General features: G+C 68.1%; 19 protein-coding genes and 1 tRNA gene. 10 read left to right on the top strand and 10 right to left on the bottom strand.

Going from position 1 to position 20,301, the window contains the following annotated elements; translation table 11 throughout:
* Positions 1-6: 6 nt before the first annotated feature.
* Positions 7-483 carry a MarR family winged helix-turn-helix transcriptional regulator gene (locus AC5Y4S_RS28550; RefSeq protein WP_500035896.1) on the bottom strand — a complete coding sequence of 159 codons (477 nt, stop codon included), beginning with the start codon at positions 481-483 and terminating at the stop codon, positions 7-9.
* Between the two features lie 76 nt (positions 484-559).
* Here AC5Y4S_RS28550 and AC5Y4S_RS28545 point away from each other — a divergent pair, with 76 nt between their 5' ends.
* From AC5Y4S_RS28545 to AC5Y4S_RS28535, 3 genes are read left to right on the top strand one after another with little or no spacing between them, the layout of a single operon-like run.
* Entirely contained in the window at positions 560-1,711 is a 1,152-nt protein-coding gene (locus AC5Y4S_RS28545; RefSeq protein WP_500035895.1) for a sulfotransferase family protein, read from the top strand.
* Positions 1,701-3,017: a DUF1214 domain-containing protein gene (locus tag AC5Y4S_RS28540; protein WP_500035894.1), complete on the top strand. Its 1,317-nt coding sequence runs from the start codon at positions 1,701-1,703 to the stop codon at positions 3,015-3,017. The genes AC5Y4S_RS28545 and AC5Y4S_RS28540 overlap by 11 nt, the downstream gene beginning before the upstream one ends.
* Before the next feature lie 18 nt (positions 3,018-3,035).
* Positions 3,036-3,731 carry a demethylmenaquinone methyltransferase gene (locus AC5Y4S_RS28535; protein WP_068139389.1) on the top strand — a complete coding sequence of 232 codons (696 nt, stop codon included), beginning with the start codon at positions 3,036-3,038 and terminating at the stop codon, positions 3,729-3,731.
* Here AC5Y4S_RS28535 and AC5Y4S_RS28530 read toward each other — a convergent pair.
* The 3 genes from AC5Y4S_RS28530 to menJ all read right to left on the bottom strand — a co-directional run bounded on the left by AC5Y4S_RS28530 (position 3,728) and on the right by menJ (position 6,123).
* Entirely contained in the window at positions 3,728-4,063 is a 336-nt protein-coding gene (locus tag AC5Y4S_RS28530) for a DUF732 domain-containing protein (protein WP_068177465.1), read from the bottom strand. The genes AC5Y4S_RS28535 and AC5Y4S_RS28530 overlap by 4 nt on opposite strands.
* Before the next feature lie 26 nt (positions 4,064-4,089).
* Positions 4,090-4,767: a class I SAM-dependent methyltransferase gene (locus AC5Y4S_RS28525; protein WP_500035893.1), complete on the bottom strand. Its 678-nt coding sequence runs from the start codon at positions 4,765-4,767 to the stop codon at positions 4,090-4,092.
* A gap of 129 nt (positions 4,768-4,896) precedes the next feature.
* Positions 4,897-6,123, bottom strand: a complete 1,227-nt coding sequence (menJ, locus tag AC5Y4S_RS28520) for a menaquinone reductase MenJ (RefSeq protein WP_500035892.1) — start codon at positions 6,121-6,123, stop codon at positions 4,897-4,899.
* A 15-nt stretch (positions 6,124-6,138) separates the two neighbouring features.
* Between menJ and grcC1 the strand changes: the two genes are divergently transcribed.
* From grcC1 to AC5Y4S_RS28500, 4 genes are all read left to right on the top strand, one after another.
* A complete protein-coding gene (grcC1, locus tag AC5Y4S_RS28515) occupies positions 6,139-7,146 on the top strand; it encodes a nonaprenyl/(2E,6E)-farnesyl/geranylgeranyl diphosphat synthase (protein ID WP_500035891.1) in 1,008 nt (335 codons plus the stop codon).
* 72 nt (positions 7,147-7,218) lie between these two features.
* Complete coding sequence (htpX, locus tag AC5Y4S_RS28510; RefSeq protein ID WP_500035890.1) at positions 7,219-8,073, top strand: zinc metalloprotease HtpX; 855 nt, start codon at positions 7,219-7,221, stop codon at positions 8,071-8,073.
* Positions 8,074-8,160: 87 nt separating this feature from the next.
* Positions 8,161-8,517, top strand: a complete 357-nt coding sequence (locus tag AC5Y4S_RS28505) for a type II toxin-antitoxin system HicB family antitoxin (protein WP_500035921.1) — start codon at positions 8,161-8,163, stop codon at positions 8,515-8,517.
* Between the two features lie 110 nt (positions 8,518-8,627).
* Positions 8,628-10,064, top strand: coding sequence for a PE family protein (locus tag AC5Y4S_RS28500; RefSeq protein WP_500035889.1), 1,437 nt, complete (start codon positions 8,628-8,630; stop codon positions 10,062-10,064).
* Between the two features lie 4 nt (positions 10,065-10,068).
* On the opposite strand, the gene AC5Y4S_RS28495 is transcribed toward AC5Y4S_RS28500, so the two are convergent.
* Together AC5Y4S_RS28495 and AC5Y4S_RS28490 are read right to left on the bottom strand one after the other, a co-directional pair.
* Positions 10,069-11,568 carry a SulP family inorganic anion transporter gene (locus AC5Y4S_RS28495; protein ID WP_500035888.1) on the bottom strand — a complete coding sequence of 500 codons (1,500 nt, stop codon included), beginning with the start codon at positions 11,566-11,568 and terminating at the stop codon, positions 10,069-10,071.
* A 232-nt stretch (positions 11,569-11,800) separates the two neighbouring features.
* Positions 11,801-12,826: an NAD(P)H-dependent glycerol-3-phosphate dehydrogenase gene (locus AC5Y4S_RS28490; RefSeq protein ID WP_152531235.1), complete on the bottom strand. Its 1,026-nt coding sequence runs from the start codon at positions 12,824-12,826 to the stop codon at positions 11,801-11,803.
* A gap of 149 nt (positions 12,827-12,975) precedes the next feature.
* Here AC5Y4S_RS28490 and AC5Y4S_RS28485 point away from each other — a divergent pair, with 149 nt between their 5' ends.
* Positions 12,976-14,418 carry a trypsin-like peptidase domain-containing protein gene (locus tag AC5Y4S_RS28485; RefSeq protein WP_500035887.1) on the top strand — a complete coding sequence of 481 codons (1,443 nt, stop codon included), beginning with the start codon at positions 12,976-12,978 and terminating at the stop codon, positions 14,416-14,418.
* Here the strand turns inward: AC5Y4S_RS28485 and AC5Y4S_RS28480 are convergent.
* Both AC5Y4S_RS28480 and AC5Y4S_RS28475 read right to left on the bottom strand, forming a co-directional pair.
* A complete protein-coding gene (locus AC5Y4S_RS28480) occupies positions 14,346-15,833 on the bottom strand; it encodes a flavin-containing monooxygenase (protein ID WP_500035886.1) in 1,488 nt (495 codons plus the stop codon). The two genes, AC5Y4S_RS28485 and AC5Y4S_RS28480, sit on opposite strands and share 73 nt — an antisense overlap.
* Before the next feature lie 109 nt (positions 15,834-15,942).
* On the bottom strand, positions 15,943-16,434 hold the full coding sequence (locus tag AC5Y4S_RS28475) for a YajQ family cyclic di-GMP-binding protein (RefSeq protein ID WP_500035885.1): 492 nt from the start codon (positions 16,432-16,434) through the stop codon (positions 15,943-15,945).
* A gap of 80 nt (positions 16,435-16,514) precedes the next feature.
* On the opposite strand from AC5Y4S_RS28475, the gene AC5Y4S_RS28470 reads away from it, so the two are divergent.
* Positions 16,515-16,600: transfer RNA gene (locus AC5Y4S_RS28470), tRNA-Tyr, on the top strand.
* Positions 16,601-16,783: 183 nt separating this feature from the next.
* Here the strand turns inward: AC5Y4S_RS28470 and AC5Y4S_RS28465 are convergent.
* Positions 16,784-17,587 carry a mycofactocin-coupled SDR family oxidoreductase gene (locus AC5Y4S_RS28465; RefSeq protein WP_500035884.1) on the bottom strand — a complete coding sequence of 268 codons (804 nt, stop codon included), beginning with the start codon at positions 17,585-17,587 and terminating at the stop codon, positions 16,784-16,786.
* A 105-nt stretch (positions 17,588-17,692) separates the two neighbouring features.
* Between AC5Y4S_RS28465 and AC5Y4S_RS28460 the strand changes: the two genes are divergently transcribed.
* Positions 17,693-18,985, top strand: coding sequence for an NRAMP family divalent metal transporter (locus AC5Y4S_RS28460; RefSeq protein WP_500035883.1), 1,293 nt, complete (start codon positions 17,693-17,695; stop codon positions 18,983-18,985).
* Here the strand turns inward: AC5Y4S_RS28460 and AC5Y4S_RS28455 are convergent.
* The gene (locus AC5Y4S_RS28455) at positions 18,982-19,968 is read right to left on the bottom strand and encodes a cation diffusion facilitator family transporter (RefSeq protein ID WP_500035882.1); all 987 of its coding nucleotides are present in this window, start codon (positions 19,966-19,968) and stop codon (positions 18,982-18,984) included. The genes AC5Y4S_RS28460 and AC5Y4S_RS28455 overlap by 4 nt on opposite strands.
* Between the last annotated feature and the right edge of the window lie 333 nt (positions 19,969-20,301).

The raw sequence follows: 20,301 nt of genomic DNA, 5'->3' as shown, positions 1-20,301 counted from the left end.
GAGCCGCTACGGCTTGATCGGCGTCTTGGTCGTGTCCTCGAGGAACTTCGTCAACAGCCGATCGAACTGCGCCAGCTCGGCCGCCGACCAGCCCGAAAGCGCCCGGGCCAGGTGCTCCCGACGCACCTCGTGCAGCGATCCCGCGGCGCGTTCGCCGTCCGCCGTAGTCGCGATCACCGAGACGCGCCCGTCTGCCGGATCGGCGCGCCGCGTCACCAGCCCCGCGTCGGCCAACGCCCGCACCCGACGAGTGGCCATCCCGACGTCCATGTGCGCCATGGTCGCCAGGCGCCCGATCGGCAGGGGCCCCTCGTCGATCAACACGCGCAGCAGCATGTACGACGGCTGGGACAGCTCGGTGTCCGCCGCCGACGCCTGCCGCGCGAACGCTGAACGACTCACGCTGAGCCGCACGACCCGTGACAGCGCAGCGCTGATGGAATCCACGGAATCCAGCTTGCGCGCGTACGTCACAGCCGCCACGGTATCAAAGATATACTTGACAATGTCAAATACATGCCGATAGCCTGCCCAAATCAGCTCGCGCTGAGGAGGTTTCATGCTGGGCACGCGCTTCTACTTCGACTGGCCCAACTACCGGACGATGCTGCGGCTGTTGCGCCGCGACCCACCGGCATCGAAGCGCTGGTCGCGCTACTTCGGATTCCTCATCGTCGTTCCGCTCGTCGCGGCCATCCACGCCGTGTGCTTCGCCCTCGACCCCATCCTGTTTGCATCGCTGCGCCGCACGCGGGTGACCGGGCCGACGTTTTGCATCGGGCACGCCCGAAGCGGCACGACCTACCTGCATCGGCTGATGGCCGCGGACCCGCAGTTCAGCTACGCCCTGATGTACGAGCTGTTCTTCCCGTCGCTGTTGGAGAAGCGGTTGCTGCGCCTGCTGTTTCGGGTCGATGCCGCGGTGTTCGGCAGGCGTCTGCGCCACCGCCTCGACGAGATCGAGGAGCAACGGTTCGCGGCGACCGACGACATGCACAAGACCGGCTTCTTCGTTCCCGAAGAGGACGACTTCTTCCTCACCTGGTCGCTGTGCTCGGGCTTCTGGATCGTCGTATTCCCGTTCATGGGCGAGCTCGACTTCTACCACGTCGACCAATGGCCCGAACGCAAGCGGCGCCGGGTGATGAATTTCTACAAAGAATGCGTCCGCCGACAGATCGCGCTCAACGGCGGCGGCACGCACCTGAGCAAGAACCCCACCTTCTGCGGGCGCGTCGAATCCCTGATCGAGACGTTCCCCGACGCGAGATTCATTGTGCCCATGCGTAATCCCGACGAGACGATCCCGAGCCTGCTCAAGATGCTGAAGACCGAATGGGGCCTGCGCGGGCGCGACGAACGCTTGATCGCAAAGTCGCTGCGCGTCCTGGCCGATCAATCGTTCGACACCTACCAACGCCCGCTTGACGTTCTGGCCAGGCACCCCGAGGTTCGCTCGGTCGTCGTCGACTATCGCGAGCTGATCGCGCGACCCGAGGACACCATGCGCCGCATCTACCGGGAGCTGGAGCTCGACCTGGGACCGCAGGCCGCCAAGGCATTCCGGTCGGCGGGCGGCGGGCACGAATCGGCCCACCGCTACAGCCTCGAGGAATTCGGCCTCGACCCTCGCGAGATCCACACCCGCCTGGCCGCCCTGTTCGACGAATACCATTGGGACACCGAAGGAGAGGACGCGAATGTCCACTGACTCAACCCGGGTCGAACTCCGCGCGGCCTGGGCGGACATGATCGACGCCCTCAACCGGGCCCGCGACGCCGTCGACTCCGAGGAGCTGCACGCGCCACCGCCGACCGAACAGGGCCTGGCGGAGGGGCACCGCTACCTGCTCGGCTTCGTGTTCAGTGCCATCGAGCGGGCGTGCTTCGAGGATCCCGAGTTCCCGTATTTCCGGCGCGCCATCCAACCGCTCGACAAGGCCACCATCGACAACGCCGACGCCCTGTACCTCTCGGCCGCGATCGACGGCGCCAAGGACTACCGGGTGCGCGGCCGGCTCGCCGTCGACGAAGGCCGAAAGGCGCCGCAGTACATCATCTTTGAGGCCCACACCGTGTACGCCGGCGACACCGGCAACCTCGCCGAGCTCGTCCCGGGCGGGCGCGCCGTCACCGGATCGTTGGATCTCGCCGACCTCGTCGTCGACGACGACGGCCGCTTCGAGATCCTGCTGGCTCCCCGGCGGCCGGCCGGCCACACCGGCAACTTCATCGCCACGACCACGGACGACGGCACCCAAACGGCGCGATTCCTGATCGCGCGCATGCTCTTTCACGACTGGGAACGCGAGGAGTCGCCGGAGCTGCACATCGTCCAGGTGGGCAAGGAGGGCGCCCGCCCGCAGCCGATCGATCCGGCCGCGGCGGCTCATCAGCTGCGTCGCGTCGGCTCCATCGTGGAAAACCAGATGAGGTTCTGGAACGAGTTTTACGACGTCGTGTTGGAGGCGCACGGCGACAAGAACGGTGACGGGTTCACCCTCATGCCGCGCAACGCCCTCAACGAGCCGGCGCTCGCCAACCTCGCCATGGGCGGCGGCCAGAGCACCAACGTCTACTCCGGCGGCGTGTTCGACCTCGAGCCCGACGAGGCCCTGCTCATCGAGGTCGCCGTCCCGGTGGCGCCGGCCTACATGGGCTTTCACCTGTCGAACCTCTGGGGCGAGTCACTCGATTACGCCAACTACATCAGCAGCCTGAACGGGTTTCAGGCCGAGCCGGACCCGGACGGGACCTTCCGCTATGTGGTCGCCCACCGCGACCCCGGCGTGCCGAACTGGCTGGACACCGCCGGGCACCGCGGCGGATTTCTGGCCCTGCGGTGGACGTACTCCACGCCCCCTCCACAATTGCCGAAGGCGACGGTCACCAAGGTGTCACTGGCAGACGCGCGTCAGCACCTTCCGGCGACCACCCGCGCCGTCACCCCCGAGGAGCGGCGCGAGCAGATCCGGGTCCGCCAGGAACACGTCCAGCGAAGGTACCGACAATATTGAACCGGTAGCCTCGGGGCGGTGAGCCGCGCGGCGTTGGACAAGAACCCCCGGGACGTCGCATCGATGTTCGACGGGGTCGCCCGCCGCTACGACGTGACCAACACCGTGCTGTCGTTGGGGCAGGACCGGTACTGGCGGCGGGCCACCCGCTCGGCGCTGCGGCTCGGCCCGGGTCAGCGGGTGCTGGACCTGGCCGCGGGCACCGCGGTGTCGACCGTGGAGCTGAGGAAATCCGGGGCGTGGTGCGTGGCCGCGGATTTCTCGGTCGGGATGCTCGCGGCGGGCGCCGGTCGCCAGGTGCCGAAGGTCGCCGGTGACGCCACCAAGCTGCCGTTCGGCGACGCGGTGTTCGACGCGGTCACCATCAGCTTCGGGTTGCGCAACGTGGCCGACCAGCAGGCGGCGCTGCGGGAGATGTTCCGCGTCACCCGGCCCGGCGGCCGGCTGGTGGTGTGCGAATTCTCCACGCCCACCAACGCGCTGTTCGCCACCGTCTACAAGGAGTACCTGATGCGCGCGCTGCCGAGGGTGGCGCGGGCGGTGTCGTCCAACCCCGACGCCTACGTGTACCTCGCGGAGTCGATCAGGGCCTGGCCCGACCAGCCGACGCTGGCGCACCGGATTTCAGCGGCCGGGTGGTCGGCGGTGCGCTGGCGCAATTTGACCGGCGGCATCGTGGCGTTGCACGCCGGGTATAAACCGGATCGCGTCTAGCTGCCGGCCCGCTGGATGAAGCCGACCTGGTCGGGGCAGTAGTGGTCGATCGCGGCGCCCAGGAATTGGAACGCCTGGCCCTCGGTGGTGCCCCGGGGCAGGTTGCGCTGGACGAAGGTGGCGGACTTGTACGGGTCGCCGTCCACACCCCGCCCGATCCGTTCACAGCTGATCTTCGCCAACCAGGCGAGCTGGTCCTGCGGACCGTACACGCCGAACTTGTTGACCGTGCTCTTGAACACGTAGTCGTAGTCATCGGCCTGCGCGGGCGCCGCCAGTGCGACAGCGGCGCCCGCCATGGCGATCAGAGAAGCCAGCCTCGAAGCCTTCATTAGCCGGACTATACACCTGGTTCGTTCTAGGAGCCCAGGTGCGCGGAGAGCAGCCAGGCCCCCACCGACTTGCGGCCGTCGGGCTCGTCGCGCACGTCGACGAACGGCAGGTCCACGACGGCGCCCTCGGGCAGGTTGGCGTAGATGCGCGCCGGCCTGATCTCGTCGACGACCCAGTACCTGGACACCACGTCGCGCAACTCGTCGGCGGTGACGGCGTTGATGGGGCCCTCGGGGATCGCGGCCTTGTCGAAGACCAGGGCGAAGTAGGAGGCGCCCGGTGCGGCGGCCCGCCGGATCGACTGCTGGTACCCCTCGCGTGCCTCGACCGGAATCGAGTGGAACAGCGTCGAGTCGACGATCGTGCCGAACCGGCCGTCAAAACCGGTGAAGTCACTGATGTCGGCCACCTGGAAGGTGGCGTTGCTCAGGCCCCGCTTCTCGGCCTCGCGCCGGGCCAGGTCGATCGCGGTGGGCGAAAGGTCCAGCCCCACCGTGGTGTATCCCCGCTCGGCCAGCGCCAGCGAGATCGCGGCCTCCCCGCAGCCCACGTCCAGCACGTCGCCGTGGAACCTGCCCTGCTCGATCAGGGCGGCCAGCTCGGGTTGCGGGGCGCCGATGCTCCACGGCGGACGCACACCCGCACCGAACGGTGATTCGCCGCGGTAGGCGCTTTCGAATTCGAAATCGGTTGGTTGAGTCATGCCCTAGATATATCAACCGAGTTGATACATGTCAATGGGGTTGATAACAGACGCCATGCCGCGAACAGGCACAAAAGCCCCCAATTCGGCTGTGAAATGGGGGCTTTTGCGTCTGCTCGCGAACCGAACTCAGCTGAACGGCGTTCGGCGATCGATCAGCCGTGACAACCGCCCGCCGCCGCGCCAGGCCCGCGCCACCCAGTCGGCGTCGTCGTCGGTGACCAGGTTGGCCATCACCCGCACGGCGATGGTCATCAGCCGCGTCGAGCGCATCGCGATCGGCCCGGTGGTGGGCAGGAACCGCTGGAAGGTCAGCAGCAGCGCCAGCCGGCGGGCGACCGAAAAGCCGCGGGCGTAGTGGTCCTGCAGCAGCGAGGGCCACACCCGCGACAGGTCGGGGCAGTCCAACAGCTCGGCGGCCAGCCGCCCCGTCTCCAGGCCGTAGTCGATGCCCTCGCCGTTCAGCGGGTTGACGCAGGCCGCGGCGTCGCCGATCAGCATCCAGTTCGGGCCGGCCACGCCGGAGACCGCGCCGCCCATCGGCAGCAGCGCCGACGACACCGCGCGCGGCTCGCTGGAAAAGCCCCATTCGTCGCGGCGCAGGTCGGTGTAGTAGGAGATCAGCGGGCGCAGCGCCAGATCGGCCGGCCGCTTCGAGGTCGACAACGCCCCGACGCCGATGTTCACCTCGCCGTTGCCCAGGGGGAAGATCCAGCCGTAGCCGGGCAGCACGGCGCCGTCGGGAGAGCGCAGCTCCAGGTGCGAAGTCAGCCACGGGTCGTCGGCGCGGGGGGTGGCCAGGTACCCGCGGGCGGCGACGCCGTAGACCGTCTCCTGATGCCAGCGCCGGCCCAGCTTGCGGCCCAGCGGCGAGCGGGCGCCGTCGGCGACGATCAACCGTCGGCACCCCACCTCCGTGCCGTCGGCCAGCTTCAGCGAGACCACCCGCCTCGACGAGTCATGGTGCGCGGCAACGGCTTTGACTCCCAGCAGCATCCGCGCCCCGGAATCCTCGGCGCACTTGCGGATCCGGTCGTCCAGCTCGAGGCGGGCCACCGCGCTGCCGGTCGACGGGAACGACGGGCCCGGCCAGTCGATCTCCACCTCGCCGCTGAATCCGCTCATCCTCAAGCCCCGGTGCCGGATGCGGGTGTCGAGCCAGTCGCCCAGCCCCAGGCGTTCGAGCTCGGCGACGGCGCGCGGGGTCAGGCCGTCGCCGCAGGCCTTGTCGCGGGGGAAGCTGGCGGAATCGATGACCAGCACGTCGGTGCCGGCGCGGGCGGCCCAGGCGGCCGCGGCCGAACCGGCAGGTCCGGCGCCCACGACCACCAGGTCGGCTCCGACATTCACGCTCACCAGTATGTTGGTCGCGTGAGTACTCCGGCGACGGTGGTGGCGGGCATCGACTTCGGAGATGCCGCTTTCGCCGCGACCGTGCGGGACGGTGTCGGGCGGATCGAGCAGCTCATGGACACCGAGCTGCGCAGCGCGGACGCGGTGATGACCGACTCGTTGACCTACCTGTTCAAGGCCGGCGGCAAGCGGTTCCGGCCGTTGTTCACCGTGTTGTCGGCGCAGCTCGGACCCAAGCCGGACGCCCCGGAGGTGACGATCGCCGGCGCGGTCATCGAACTGGTGCACCTGGCGACGCTCTACCACGACGACGTGATGGACGAGGCGGAGGTCCGGCGGGGCACGCCCACCGCCAACGTGCGCTGGGGCAACAACGTCGCGATCCTGGCCGGCGACTACCTGTTCGCGACCGCGTCACGGCTGGTGTCCCGGCTGGGCCCGGAGGCGGTGCGGCTCATCGCCGAGACGTTCGCCCAGCTGGTCACCGGCCAGATGCGCGAGGGCCGCGGGGCGGCGGAGGGCGCGGATCCGGTCGAGCACTACCTGAAGGTGGTGTACGAGAAGACGGCGTGCCTGATTGCCGCGGCCGGACAGTTCGGCGCGATGTTCTCCGGCGCCGACGCCGACCAGGTTGAGCGGCTGAGCCGCCTGGGCGGCATCGTCGGCACCGCGTTCCAGATCTCCGACGACATCATCGACATCGACAGCGACTCCGACGAGTCGGGCAAGCTGCCCGGCACCGATATCCGCGAAGGGGTGCACACCCTGCCGATGCTCTATGCGCTGCGCGAGCCGGGTCCCGAGGCGCCGCGGCTGCGCGAGCTGCTGTCCGGCCCGGTCGAGGACGACGAGGCGGTGGCCGAGGCTCTGGCGCTGTTGCGGGCGTCACCCGGGATGGCCAAGGCCAAGGATTTTCTGGTGCAGTACGCGGCGCAGGCGCGCCAGGAGCTGGGCCTATTGCCCGAGCTCCCCGGGCGGCGCGCCCTTCAGACGCTGGTCGATTACACGGTGAGTCGGCACGGTTAGCGGGTCAGCGGAACCCCGACCGCCTCTTTGGGCGTTCAATGGGCGATAGGTAATGCTCCAAGGAGGACACCGATGACCTGGCATCCGCATGCCAACTGGCTGAAGACCTTCGCCCTGTTGGTCGGCATGTCCGCGTTGATCGTGTTTGCCGGCTCGCTGTTCGGCCGGACGGCGATGTGGCTGGCGGTGCTGTTCGCCATCGGCATGAACACCTACACGTACTTCAACAGCGACAAGCTGGCGCTGCGGGCGATGCACGCGCAGCCGGTTTCCGAGCTGCAGGCGCCGGTGATGTACCGGATCGTGCGCGAGCTGGCCACGGCCGCGCACCAGCCGATGCCGCGGCTGTACATCAGCGACACCAACGCGCCCAACGCGTTCGCGACCGGACGCAACCCGCGCAATGCTGCGGTGTGCTGCACCACCGGAATCCTGGGGATCCTCAACGAGCGCGAGCTGCGCGCCGTGCTGGGCCATGAGCTGTCGCACGTCTACAACCGCGACATCCTGATCTCCTGCATTGCCGGGGCGATGGCGTCGGTGATCACCGCCCTGTCCTACATGGCGATGTTCTTCGGCGGCGGAAATCGGGAGGGCGGCAATCCCTTTGCGCTGCTGCTGGTTTCGCTGTTGGGTCCGATCGCCGCGACGGTGGTCCGGCTGGCCGTGTCCCGCTCGCGCGAGTACCAGGCCGACGAGTCGGGTGCCGTGCTGACCGGCGACCCGTTGGCGTTAGCGTCTGCGCTGCGCAAGATTTCCGGCGGGGTGCAGCTCGCGCCGCTGCCCCCAGAGCCGCAGCTGGCCAGCCAGGCTCACCTGATGATCGCCAACCCGTTCCGCGCGGGCGAGCGGATCGGTTCGCTGTTCTCCACGCACCCTCCGATCGAGGACCGCATCCGCCGGCTGGAGGCGATGGCGCGGGGGTAGGCGCCTGCCATATGGTCTCGGGAGCCGCGCTCTCCCTGGGGATAGGTGACTCGCGAATCCGATAGCGCATCTGCTATCAAATCCGGCGTGAACCGCTATGCCTACCGCGTGCAATGGTCGCCCGACTACAACCAGTACGTCGGCGTGTGCATCGAATTGCCTTACCTGAGGCGCGAAGCGCCGACCGCCGAACAGGCCGTCGCCGCCATCGAACAGGCCACCGGCGAGCACGTGGACGCCATGCGGACGTGCGGAGAAGCGCCCCCCACGCCCCTTTGCGAACGCAACTACAGCGGCACCTTCGTCGTCAGGACATCACCGCAACTGCACGCCCGCCTCGCCCTGGAAGCCAGCGAGGAGAGGGTCTCGATGAATCAGTGGATCGTTCAGAAGCTCAGCGGTCGGACGCCCAGCGACACTTTTGGGCTCTCCGGGTTCGATTAGCCGACGCCTGGGCCGCCGAAAACTGTAGGGATTTCCCTGATTCGCTTGGCGCCGATCGCCCCTAACCTCTGACTCACGCGCTCGCCTGGTCCCGAAGGTCGGAGGAAACGATGTCATTGCTAGTGGCGATTCCGGAGATATTGACCTCGGCGGCCGGGGATTTGGAAACCCTTGGCGACACGCTGAACGCCGCGCATGCGGCCGCCGCCGCGCCGACGACGGGCATCCTCGCGGCCGGAGCTGACGAGGTCTCGGCGGCCGTGTCGTCGCTGTTTGCCGAATACGGGCAGGCCTATCAAGCGCTCGGCGTCCAGGCGGCGTCGTTCCATCAGCAGTTCGTGCAGCTGCTGAACGCCGGCGGCGCTCAGTACGCCCTCGCAGAGGCGGCCAACACCAGCCCGCTGCAGATCCTCGAGCAAGACATCCTCGCCGTCATCAACACCCCCAGCCAGCTGCTCACCGGGCGGCCGCTGATCGGCAACGGCGCCAACGGCGCACCGGGCTCGGGGGCCAACGGTGGAAACGGCGGATGGTTGATCGGTAACGGCGGGGCGGGCGGATCCGGCGCATCCGGTCACAACGGCGGCAACGGCGGCGCGGGCGGACTCTTCGGTGGCACCGGCGGCGCCGGAGGGGTCGGTGGGGCCTCAAGCGCGATCAACGCCGCCGGCAACGGCGGCAACGGCGGGCCGGGCGGATTGCTCGGTGGCCACGGCGGCGCCGGGGGAGCCGGCGGCCTCGGGGCCAGCGGGTTAAGCGGCGGGAGCGGCGGCACCGGTGGTGCCGGCGGGCTCTTCGCCGCCGGCGGGGCCGGGGGTGCCGGCGGGGCAACGAACGGCAACACGAGTGCGGGAGGAAACGGTGGCCAGGGAGGGGCCGGCGGAGCGTTTGGACATGGCGGAGCGGGAGGCATCGGCGGCTCCGCACCCGACCTCGGCGGCAACGGTGGTGGCGGTGGCGCCGGCGGGCTGTTCGCCGCCGGCGGGGCCGGGGGTGCCGGCGGCGCCTCCTCGGGAAACCTCAGCGGAATTGGAACTGGCGGCTCGGGTGGGACCGGCGGAGCGGGCGGGCTCTTCGCGTCCGGCGGCGCGGGAGGCAGCGGCGGCGCCGCTCTGATGACGTCCGGCATTTCCATCGGCGGTCACGGGGGCACCGGCGGCGCTGGTGGCCTGCTCGGCGGGGACGGCGGGGCCGGCGGGTTCGGCGGGGCAGGTGGCCGGGGCGGCGACGGAGGCGACGGCGGCGCCGCCGGTTTGGTATTCGGAGCCGGCGGAGCCGGCGGCGCCGGTGGGGGATCCGTTATCAACAATGCCGGCGGCGGCGGCAATGGTGGGAAGGCCGCGCTGTTCGGCAACGGCGGCCACGGGGGCGACGGAGGGCCTAGCGGAGCTCTCGGTGGCTTCGGCGGCAACGGCGGCAACGCACAGCTGATCGGCAACGGCGGCGTCGGCGGAAGTTCCGGACAAGCCCCAGTGAAGCAGCCGCCCGGCGCCGGCGGGACCGGCGGCATCTTGCTTGGCTTGGACGGGCCGCCGGGGCAGCAGTAGCCAATCAGGCGGCGGCTTCGGGCCTTTGGTGCTCGACCAGATCACCCGTGCGCCCGCCGGTCTCGGCCAACCCCTCGATCCGGACAGTGCCGCCCGTCGCCTCGTACTGGCGCTGCCAATCGGTGATGGCCTGATGCGCGGCATGGTCGACGTAGTGGGCCGAAATGTCCACCGTCACAACGGCTCCGGCCGGGATCGATGCCAGCACGCGGGTCAGCCGGGGCAGGGCGAGGAAGGTGCAGGCCGGACCCTCGATCACCACCCGCCAGTCGTCGCCCACCGGCGTGGCCTCGACCTTGACCCGGATCACCCGCCATCCGGTCAACACGACGGCCAGGGCGAGCCCGATCATCACCCCGTGCAGCAGGTTGAGGAAGACGACGCTGACCGCGGTCACGACGTAGACGGCGAGATCGCCGTGCTTCATTGCCGTTTCGATGTGCGCCGGCTTCAGCAGTTGGATGCCGATGACGATCAGCAGGCCGGCCAGCGCCGCCGTCGGGATCTGCTCGACGAGTTCGGCGAATGGAACTGTGAACAGCAGGATCCACACGCCGTGCATGATCGAGGAGGCACGGGATTTGGCGCCCGCGTTGACATTGGTTGAGCTGCGGACGATTACACCGGTTACCGGAAGGCCGCCGATGGTCCCGGACAAGAAGTTCGCGGTGCCCTGCCCGATCAACTCGCGGTCGAAGTCGGTGCGCGGGCCGTTGTGCATCCTGTCCACCGAAACCGCCGACAGCAGGCTTTCGACGCTGGCGATGAGCGTGACGGTGATGACGCCGATGGCTACGGCGCCCCAGTTGCCGTGCGGAATGTCGGGCAGCCGCAGCGCATTCAGCGGCGACTCGTCGATCTCGATCCGTCGCACGTGGAACGGCAGGACCAGCGAGACGACCGTCACCGCAACGATGGCCACCAGGGGTCCCGGCACGAAGCGCAGCCGAGCCGGCGCCCAGCGCCAGGCGATCAAGATGACGATCACCAGTGCGCCCAGCAGCGCCCCGGGCCGATGGGCATCGATGATCTGACCCGGCAGGCCGATCAGGTTGTGCCACGCCGTGCTTTTGGATTTTCCGCCTAGCAAGACGTGGGCCTGCTGCAGCGCGATGGTGATGCCGATTCCGGCCAACATGGCGTGCACGACGACCGGTGAGATCGCCAGCGCGGCGCGCGCAACACGACTGAGCCCCAACAGAATCTGGAGCACGCCCGCGGCGGCGGTGATCAGACACGTTACGCCCCAACCGAAGTCGGAGATAAGGCCCGCGACCACCACCGTCAGGCCGGCGGCGGGACCGCTCACCTGCAGCGGCGATCCGCCGAGGGACCCGACGATGATTCCGCCCACGATCGCGGCGATCAGCCCCGCCAGCACCGGCGCGTTCGAGGCGATCGCGATCCCCAGCGACAACGGCAGTGCGACCAGGAAAACCACCAGGGACGAGGGCAGGTCGTGTCGGAGGATGGATCGTATGCGTTCCATTTGAATGTCTTGCATCGGTCGCTTTCCACTCGTTGGGTGTAAGCGGGGAATGTTTTGAGCCCCGTAACTGCACTCGGCTACGACGGCGTAGCTTGTTGGCGCACAGGCGATTACAACTGCGCGATCCGGCCGTCAGGGCCTGGCTGCCTCGTTCGACGGTATTGGCGCGACGAAGCGCGGGTCAAGCCGACCGCGCGGGCGCATATGGAATGCAAATAATTTCGTTACGAGTTGTTTGGTTGACGAGTCAGAAGCCCGACCCGTGGACTTCGTGCCCCGGAACCTCGACCATCAGGCCGCGGTAGGCCTGCTCGACGGTCGAGCCGTGGTTGATCACCGCGTCGACCTCGCGGGCGATGGGCATGTTCAGGCCAAACTCATTGGCGAACTCGGTGATCACGCTGGCGGCCTTGACGCCCTCGGCGACCTGGTTCATCGAGGCGATGATCTCGTCGATCGGCTTGCCGGCACCGAGCTGTTCGCCCACGTGGCGATTGCGGCTGCGCTGGCTCGTGCAGGTCACGATCAGGTCACCGAGCCCCGCCAGCCCCGGGAATGTGTCGGGATTGCCACCCATCGCCACCCCGAGCTTGGTCATCTCGCGCAGCGCACGCGCGATCACCAGCGCGCGGGTGTTCTCCCCGATCCCCAGCGAATAGCCCATCCCGACGGCGATGGCGTAGACGTTCTTCAGCGCGCCGGCCAACTCGACGCCGATGACGTCGTCGGTGGTGTAGACGCGGAACCGCCGGGTGCGGAACAGGCCCGACAGCCGGGTCGCCAGGTGTTGGTCGGGCATCGCAAGCACTGCCGCGGCGGCGTAGCCCTCGCCCACCTCGCGCGCGATGTTCGGCCCGGCCAGGATTCCCGCCGGGTGGCCGGGCAGCACCTCCTCGATGATCTGCGACATCCGCATGTTGGTGCCCTGTTCGAGCCCCTTCACCAGCGACACGACCGGTACCCAAGGCCGCAGCTCCTTGGCCAGTTCGGTGAGGACCCCCCGGAAGCCATGCGAGGGCACGCCCATGACGACGACGTCGGCGCAGCTGGCGGCCTCGGCAAAGTCGCTGGTCGCGCGCAGCGTGGAGCTCAGTTCGACGCCCTCGCCGAGGTAGCGCGTGTTGCGATGGTTGTCGTTGATGTCGTTGGCGGTTTCCTCCGAACGCACCCATTGCAGGGTCGGCCCGCGGCGCGCGCAGATCGACGCGACGGTGGTTCCCCATGATCCGCCACCGAGAACGACAACGTTGGGTTCACGCATAGCCATGGCGATCACAGTATTGCCGCCACCGGAGATTTAGAAGCAGTTCACCAACTGTGCGTCTCTCGAAACCAAGGGCCCGAAGGCAGGGGACTTCCGCCCCTACTTCCGCCGCCCGGCGTGCCCGATCGTCAAGGGACAGGTTCATACGAGGAGGATGCATGCCCGGACGCGCTCGTTGCGGTCGCGTGTTCGCATTGCTGTCGGCGGCCGCTCTTGCCGTAGTGGTTGGCTCGCCCGGGATCGCGGCGGCCGACGACGGCCGTCCGCGCGTCAACCCGGAGGAACGGGCGGCGGCCATGATCCGGCCGGCGGTGATGTATCTCGCCGGCCAGAGCTACGGCGCGGTCCGCCTGCCCGACGGCCAGATCCTGTCTCAGTTCGGCCCCGGTACCACCATGCCGTTCATCGCGACCTGGAGCTGCACCGGCTTCGTCGTCAACCCCGACGGCTGGGTGGCCACGGCCGGTCATTGCGTCGATTCGGAGACCGCCAAGCTGCTGATCCTCAAACGCGCGGCCAAGGAATACATCACCCAGTTCCCCGACGCGTCCGAATCGCGGGATCCCGCCACGACCCTGGACTGGCTTCGCAAGAACGCGCGGGTCGAAGGGGACACCCCCGACCGGGGTCCCGAAATCGGCCTCGCGCTGTCTTACGGCACCGGGACCAAGATCGCCGGCAAGCTCGCGGCCAGCGTGGTGGATTTCCGGCCGCTGGGCAAGGGCGACGTCGCCCTCCTCAAGGTGGACAAGCACAACCTGCCGTCGTCGGAGCTCGCCACCGACGCCGACGTCAGCATCGGCACATCGGTTCTGGCGGTGGGCTTTTCGCAGAGCACCGAGAACGTCACCGGTCCCTCGCTGGACCCGACGAACAAGAGCGGCAAGGTCAGCAAGAAGTCGACCATGGGTTCGGCCGCCGAGTACGAGATCGATGCCGCGGTTTCGGAGGGCATGAGCGGCGGCCCGACCGTCGACCTCAACGGCAAGGTGGTCGGCATCAACAGCTTCGCCCCCGTCGGCGAACCGCAGGCGTTCAACTTCATCGCGCCCGCCGACGGCCTCGCCGCGATAATGGCGAGCAAGGGTGTCAAGGCGACGCTGGGGCCAGCCGACGCGTATTACCGCAAAGGCCTCAAGCATTATTACGCGGGCCAATACACCGAGGCGATCGACGACTTCGACCAGACGCTGTCGATGTCGCCCGACTATCCTGGGCTGGCCGATCTCCGGACCAGCGCGGCCAACCTGCGCCAGCAGCACGGCGACTTCTCGGTGCTCAGCGGCGCAAACCTGTTGTGGTACATCGTGGGTGGCGTCGCGCTGGTGCTTGCCGCGGGCGCGGGTTTCACGTTCCTGGTGGTGCGGAGGCGCCGGCCGTTGCTGTCCTCGGTCAGGATTTCGGGTTTTCGGCCGTTTACGCGCAAGCCCCCGGAACCGCCGACGGAGACCGAACCGCACTTCTGCTCGAGCTGCGGGGCCGAACACCACCACGCGGAAAAGTTCTGTCCCAATTGCGGGACGCGAATTCAGCCGGCGAGCGACGCCCGGTCGGCCGCGCGGCCGAACACCATCGACTCCTCGATGCGGTCGAAGCGGTAGTCGAGGGCATCGGCGAAGTAGTTCTGCCGCACATTCCACGGCCGCCGGGTCCCCGACTTGGGCAGCGCATGACCCGACCGCTTCACGTAGTTGGCCTTGATGTCCCAGGACGGCTTGACGTCCATCGGCTCGTTGCCCAGCTGCGGGTAGGCGTGCGTGTAGCCGTGGGAAGCCATGTGCGCCATCAGCTTTGCCGTCGCACGGGCGGTGATGTCGGCGCGCAGCGTCCACGACGCCTTGGTGTAACCCACACACCAGAACAGGTTGGGCACGTCTTCCAGCATGTGCGCCTTGTAGACGAAGCGGTCGCGGTGATCGACCGGTTCGCCGTCGAGGCTGATGGCGGCCCCGCCCAGTGCCTGCAGCTGCAGGCCGGTCGCCGTGACGATGATGTCGGCGTCGAGGTGTGCGCCGGATTCGAGCGCGATGCCGGTGGCATCGAAGTGGTCGATGCGGTCGGTGACCACCTCGGCGCGCCCGGCGCTGATCGCGTTGAAGAAATCGGCGTCGGGAATCAGGCACATCCGCTGATCCCAGGGGTTGTACCGCGGCTTGAAATGGACGTCGACCTCATACCCGGGGGGCAGCTTGCCGATCGCCCTGCGCCGCAGCAGCCACCGCACGAAACCCGGGGCCTTGCCGGACAACAACACGAACACCGCCTCCATCAGCGCGGTGTGAATCCGGAGCACCAGGTGGGAGGCCTTGCGCGGCAACAGTTTACGAGCGACGGGGGCGACCTTGCCGTACTTGGACGCCGAGACCAGATACGTCGGCGATCGCTGCAGCATGGTCACTTTTCCCGCGCGTTCGGCCATCGACGGGATCAGCGTGACGGCGGTCGCCCCGCTGCCGATGACGACGACCTTCTTGCCGGCGTAGTCCAGGTCCTCCGGCCAGCGCTGGGGATGCGCGACGATGCCGCCGAACCGCTCGATGCCGGGGAACTCGGGCATGTAGCCCTCGTCGTAGTTGTAGTAGCCGCTGGCGAAGAACACGAACCGGCTTCGCAAAGTCATGCTGGCCCCGTCCTGTTCGACGGTCACCGTCCACGTGTCGGTGGATGAGTCCCAATCCGCCGCGCGCACATGGCTGTTGAACCGGATGTGGCGGTCGATGCCGTACTTGCGCGCGGTGGCGCTCAAGTACGCGCGGATGTGGCCGCCGTCGGCGATCCCCTCCTTTCGGCTCCACGGTTCGAACGGAAACGCCAGGGTGAACATGCTGCTGTCGGAGCGAACGCCGGGGTAGCGGAACAAGTCCCAGGTTCCGCCGATCTGCGCCCGCCGCTCCAGGATGGTGTAGGTCACGCCCGGGTTGCGCTCGGTGATCCGGTAGGCCGCGTCGATGCCGGAGATGCCCGCGCCAACGATGATGACGTCGAACTGGTCGACCTGCTGCGGAGTCACCGTCATCGTGAACCTCGCTTGGAAAACCAACGCCGCGAGCCTAACGTCACTGCGAAAAATGGCGCGAAATATCGCAGTGGCGTTAGGCTCGCGGATCCGACGGGGGCGTACATACCTACCGATAGTTGACGAACTGCAGCGCCACGTCCAGATCGGCCTGCTTGAGCAGCGCGATAACGGCCTGCAGATCGTCGCGCTTTTTGCTGCTGACGCGGATCTCATCGCCCTGGATCTGCGTCTTGACGTTCTTGGGGCCCTCGTCGCGGATCAGCTTGGTGATCTTCTTGGCGTTCTCGCTGCTGATGCCCTGCTTGAGGGTCCCGCTGACCTTGTAGGTCTTGCCGGAGGCCTGCGGCTCGCCCGCGTCGAAGGCCTTCATCGAGATGTCGCGGCGGATCAGCTTCTCCTTGAAGACGTCGACGGCGGCCTTGACCCGCTCCTCGGTGGACGACGTCAGCTCGATGGCCTCGTCACCCTTCCACTCGATCTTGGTGTCGGTGCCGCGGAAGTCGAAACGGGTGGCCAGCTCCTTGGCGGCCTGGTTGAGCGCGTTGTCGACCTCCTGCCGGTCGACCTTGCTGACGATGTCGAACGATGAGTCCGCCATTCGATCCGTCCCTTCTCGCGTGATAGCCGGGGTGATAGCCGTTTGTGCCTTGTCTACCCGTTCGTTGTAACCTGTCTGGCGGCAGGTTGCCCGAGCGGCCAATGGGAGCGGACTGTAAATCCGTCGGCTTACGCCTACACAGGTTCGAATCCTGTACCTGCCACCAAGGTCAGGGCCTACTTGCGCGGCCGCGGCGCGACGTTCACAAGCCTCCCTCAACCCCGGTGAAGGCGGCTGCGCACCGGGAGTGGAGAACAGCGATCTCGGCGCAACCTGCGAAGCCGCAGCTAACTCGACGCGTTTCATTGCGCTGACAAACGGCGAACCGACGGGAGGTCGCCACCATCGGCTAGTGCATGCGCGCGCTGCCACCGAGGCCGATCTCGAGGACGCTGCCGGTGATGACTCCGGGATCGGTGACCAGGTACACGACCCCGCGGCTGACGTCCTCGGGTTGCAGCCACGGCTGAGGTATCGGGTTGGCCCTCATCATCCGGCGCACCAAATCGTCCGGAACCTCGTCACTTTCGGAGGGCTGAACCATCGGTGTCTGGGTTGTCGTCGGGCACACCACGTTCACCGTCACACCCTCTTTGGCGACCTCGAGGGCGACGGATTTGGCCAGGCCGATGATGCCCCACTTGGTGGCGTTGTATGCCGCCAACTCGGGGATGCCCATCCTGCCTCCCATCGAGGACGTCACCACGATCCTGCCGAAGCGCTGGCGTCGCATCACCGGAATGGCTGCGCGCAGCGTGTGAAATACACCGGTCAGGTTGGTGTCGAGCAGCTGTTGCCAGACTTGGTCGCTCACCTGCTCCAGGGGACCGGTGCTGACGATGCCGGCGTTCGCCACCACAATGTGCAGGCCACCCATGTCTGTCACCGTCTGCCGCACCGCGGCGTCGACCTGCGCCGAGTCGCGCACGTCGAGAGTTATTGGCAGGCAACGCTTGCCGAGCTGTTCGACTCGCTTGGCCGTGTCTCGCAGGTCGTCCTCGGTGCCGAGCGGGTAGGTCAGGTCCACCATCGGTCCGGGCGCATCGGCGGCGACGATGTCCGCGCCTTCGGCCGCCAGTGCCAGGGCGTGCGAGCGCCCCTGTCCCCTTGCCGCTCCCGTGATCAGCGCCACGCGCCCGTCCAATGCACCCATAGCGGGCAACGGTAACCGCAAACCGGGAGCGTTGACACCGGCTGGTTAGGTAAGGCTAAGTTGGATGGGTCTGTCGCTGCCGCCGCACGAAGGAGCTAGCCGAGGGTGACCGAAACAACCACACCGGTGGCCGACGCGTCGGACCAGCCGCCCGAACCGGCTTCGCGCCGCGGTCGCTGGCTGCGCCGGGGGCTGCTGACGGTGTGGGGCCCGGGCCTGGTCGTGATGCTGGCCGACACCGACGCGGGGTCGCTGATCACCGCGTCGCAGTCCGGCGCCCAATGGGGCTACCGGATGGTGCTGCCGCAGCTGATCCTGATGCCGATCCTCTATGTCGTTCAGGAAATGACGGTGCGGCTGGGCATCGTCACCAAGAAGGGGCATGGCGCGCTGATCCGGGAACGGTTCGGCCGCTTCTGGGCGTGGGTGTCGGCGTTCACGCTGTTCGCGTCGTCGATCGGGGCGCTGCTCACCGAGTTCGCGGGCGTCGCCGGGGTCGGGGAGCTGTTCGGCGTCTCGCGGTGGGTGAGCATCCCGATCGCGACCGCGGCGCTGCTGGCCTTGGCGCTGACCGGCAGCTACCGGCGCGTGGAACGCATCGGCCTCGTCATCGGCTCGGCCGAACTGGCGTTCCTGGTCGCCATGGTGATGGCGCGGCCCGAGCCCAAAGCCTTTGTCGAGGGCCTGAAGTCGATGCCGCTGGGCAACTCGTCGTATCTGCTGCTCATCGCCGCCAACGTCGGCGCCGTCATCATGCCCTGGATGGTGTTCTACCAGCAGGGCGCGGTGGTCGATAAGCACCTGTCGGTGGCCACGATCCGCCAGGCGCGCCACGACACGGCCGCCGGCGCCGTGCTGACCCAGCTGATCATGATCTCGGTGGTGGTCACCGTCGCCTCGACGATCGGGGCCCATGGCGGCGAGACCGCGCTGAACACCGTCGGCGACATCGCCAACGCGCTCACGCCGTACCTGGGCCGCGTCGGCGGCACGGTCCTGTTCGGGCTGGGCATGCTCGGCGCGGCGCTGGTCGCCGCGATCGTCGCGTCCCTCGCCGGCGCGTGGGGGCTGTCCGAGGTCTTCGGCTGGAAGCACACCCTCAACCAGCGGCCCAACCGGGCGACCGCCAAGTTCTACATCACGTACGGGCTCGCGCATGTGATCGGCGCCGCGCTCGTGCTGGCCAGCGTCGACCTGGTCAACCTCGCCGTCGACGTCGAGGTGATGAACGCCCTGCTGCTGCCCATCGTGTTGGGCCTGTTGCTGGCGCTGGAATCTCGTGCGCTGCCCGAGGAGTGGCGCATGCGCGGTCCCCGCAAATACATCGCCTGGGCCCTGTGCCTGGTCGTGATGGGCTTCGGGCTCTACATGGTCCCGCAGGCACTCGGCTTCACTTAGCCGGTGTGCGCCGGGTAGGCGTGCACGAGCGCGCTGTCGAGCCGGGGCACGGCGTGGGTGAGTTGGTGTTCGGCGTCGTGCGCGATGCGGTGGGCGTCCTCGAGGCTGGTGTCGGGATCGATGTCCAGCTCGGCGTCTGCGTGCAGGCGGTGCCCGATCCAGCGCATCCGGACCATGCGCACGCTGCGGACGCCGGGCCGTGCGGCCAGCGTGGCTTCGGCGGTGTCGACGAGTTCGGGGTCGACGGCGTCCATCAGCCGCCGGAAGATGTCGCGCACGGCACCGCGCAGCACGGCCAGGATCGCCACCATGATGATCAGGCCGACGATCGGGTCGGCCAGCGGGTAGCCGAGGGCGACGCCGCCGGCGCCGAAAAGCACGGCGAGCGAGGTGAATCCGTCGGTGCGGGCGTGCAGGCCGTCGGCGACCAGGGCGGCCGAGCCGATCCGGCGGCCGATCCGGATCCGGTACATGGCGACGAGCTCGTTGCCGAGGAAGCCGATCACGCCGGCGGCCGCGACCCAGCCGACGTGCGCGATGGCGACGGGGTGGATCAGACGCACGACGGCTTCGTAGCCGGCGACGATCGCCGACAGCGTGATCATGCCGATGACGAACAAGCCGGCGATGTCCTCCGCCCGGCCGTAGCCATAGGTATAGCGCCGCGTCGCCGGGCGGGTGCCCAACGCGAACGCGACCCACAGCGGGACCGCCGTCAGGGCGTCCGAGAAGTTGTGGATCGTGTCGGCGGCCAGCGCGATCGATCCGGAGACGACGGCGATGACCACCTGCACGATCGCGGTCGCGCCCAGCCCGACCAGGCTGACTTTGACCGCCCGGATGCCGATGGTGCTGGATTCCAGGGCGGTGTCGACGCTGTCGGCGGCGTCGTGGCTGTGCGGCATCAAGAGCTGCGCCACGATGCCCCGAATGCCGTGGGCGTGTTCGTGCCCATGGTCGTGGGCATGGCTATCTGCATGCATACGCAGATAATAAGTTACCGGGACGGCGATCGCGAACTCGAGTCGGCGGGAGCGCCGGGGCGACAGAACGGGGCAAGCGGTTTCGTTGTGCTGCTTGCAATTCGATGAGCCCGCCCGGCTGCGGCGTCGACACGAGTAAGTCCTCGGCTGCCCTACAGGTGCGCGGCGAACATCAGCGCTGTGCCCGCCGCGGTGAACGCCTGGTGCCGCCTTGCGCGACAAGGGTATACGAGTACGTTGCGATGCTGAGGCCGAAGAGTACGGTGACCATCCATCGCACGACGTCGCTCGTCAGCATATGAAATAGCTAAGGCCCCGACGGGGTCGAGGCCT

This window comes from Mycobacterium sp. NGS64 (assembly GCF_059812245.1).
This window is presented reverse-complemented; position numbering and strand designations above follow the sequence as displayed.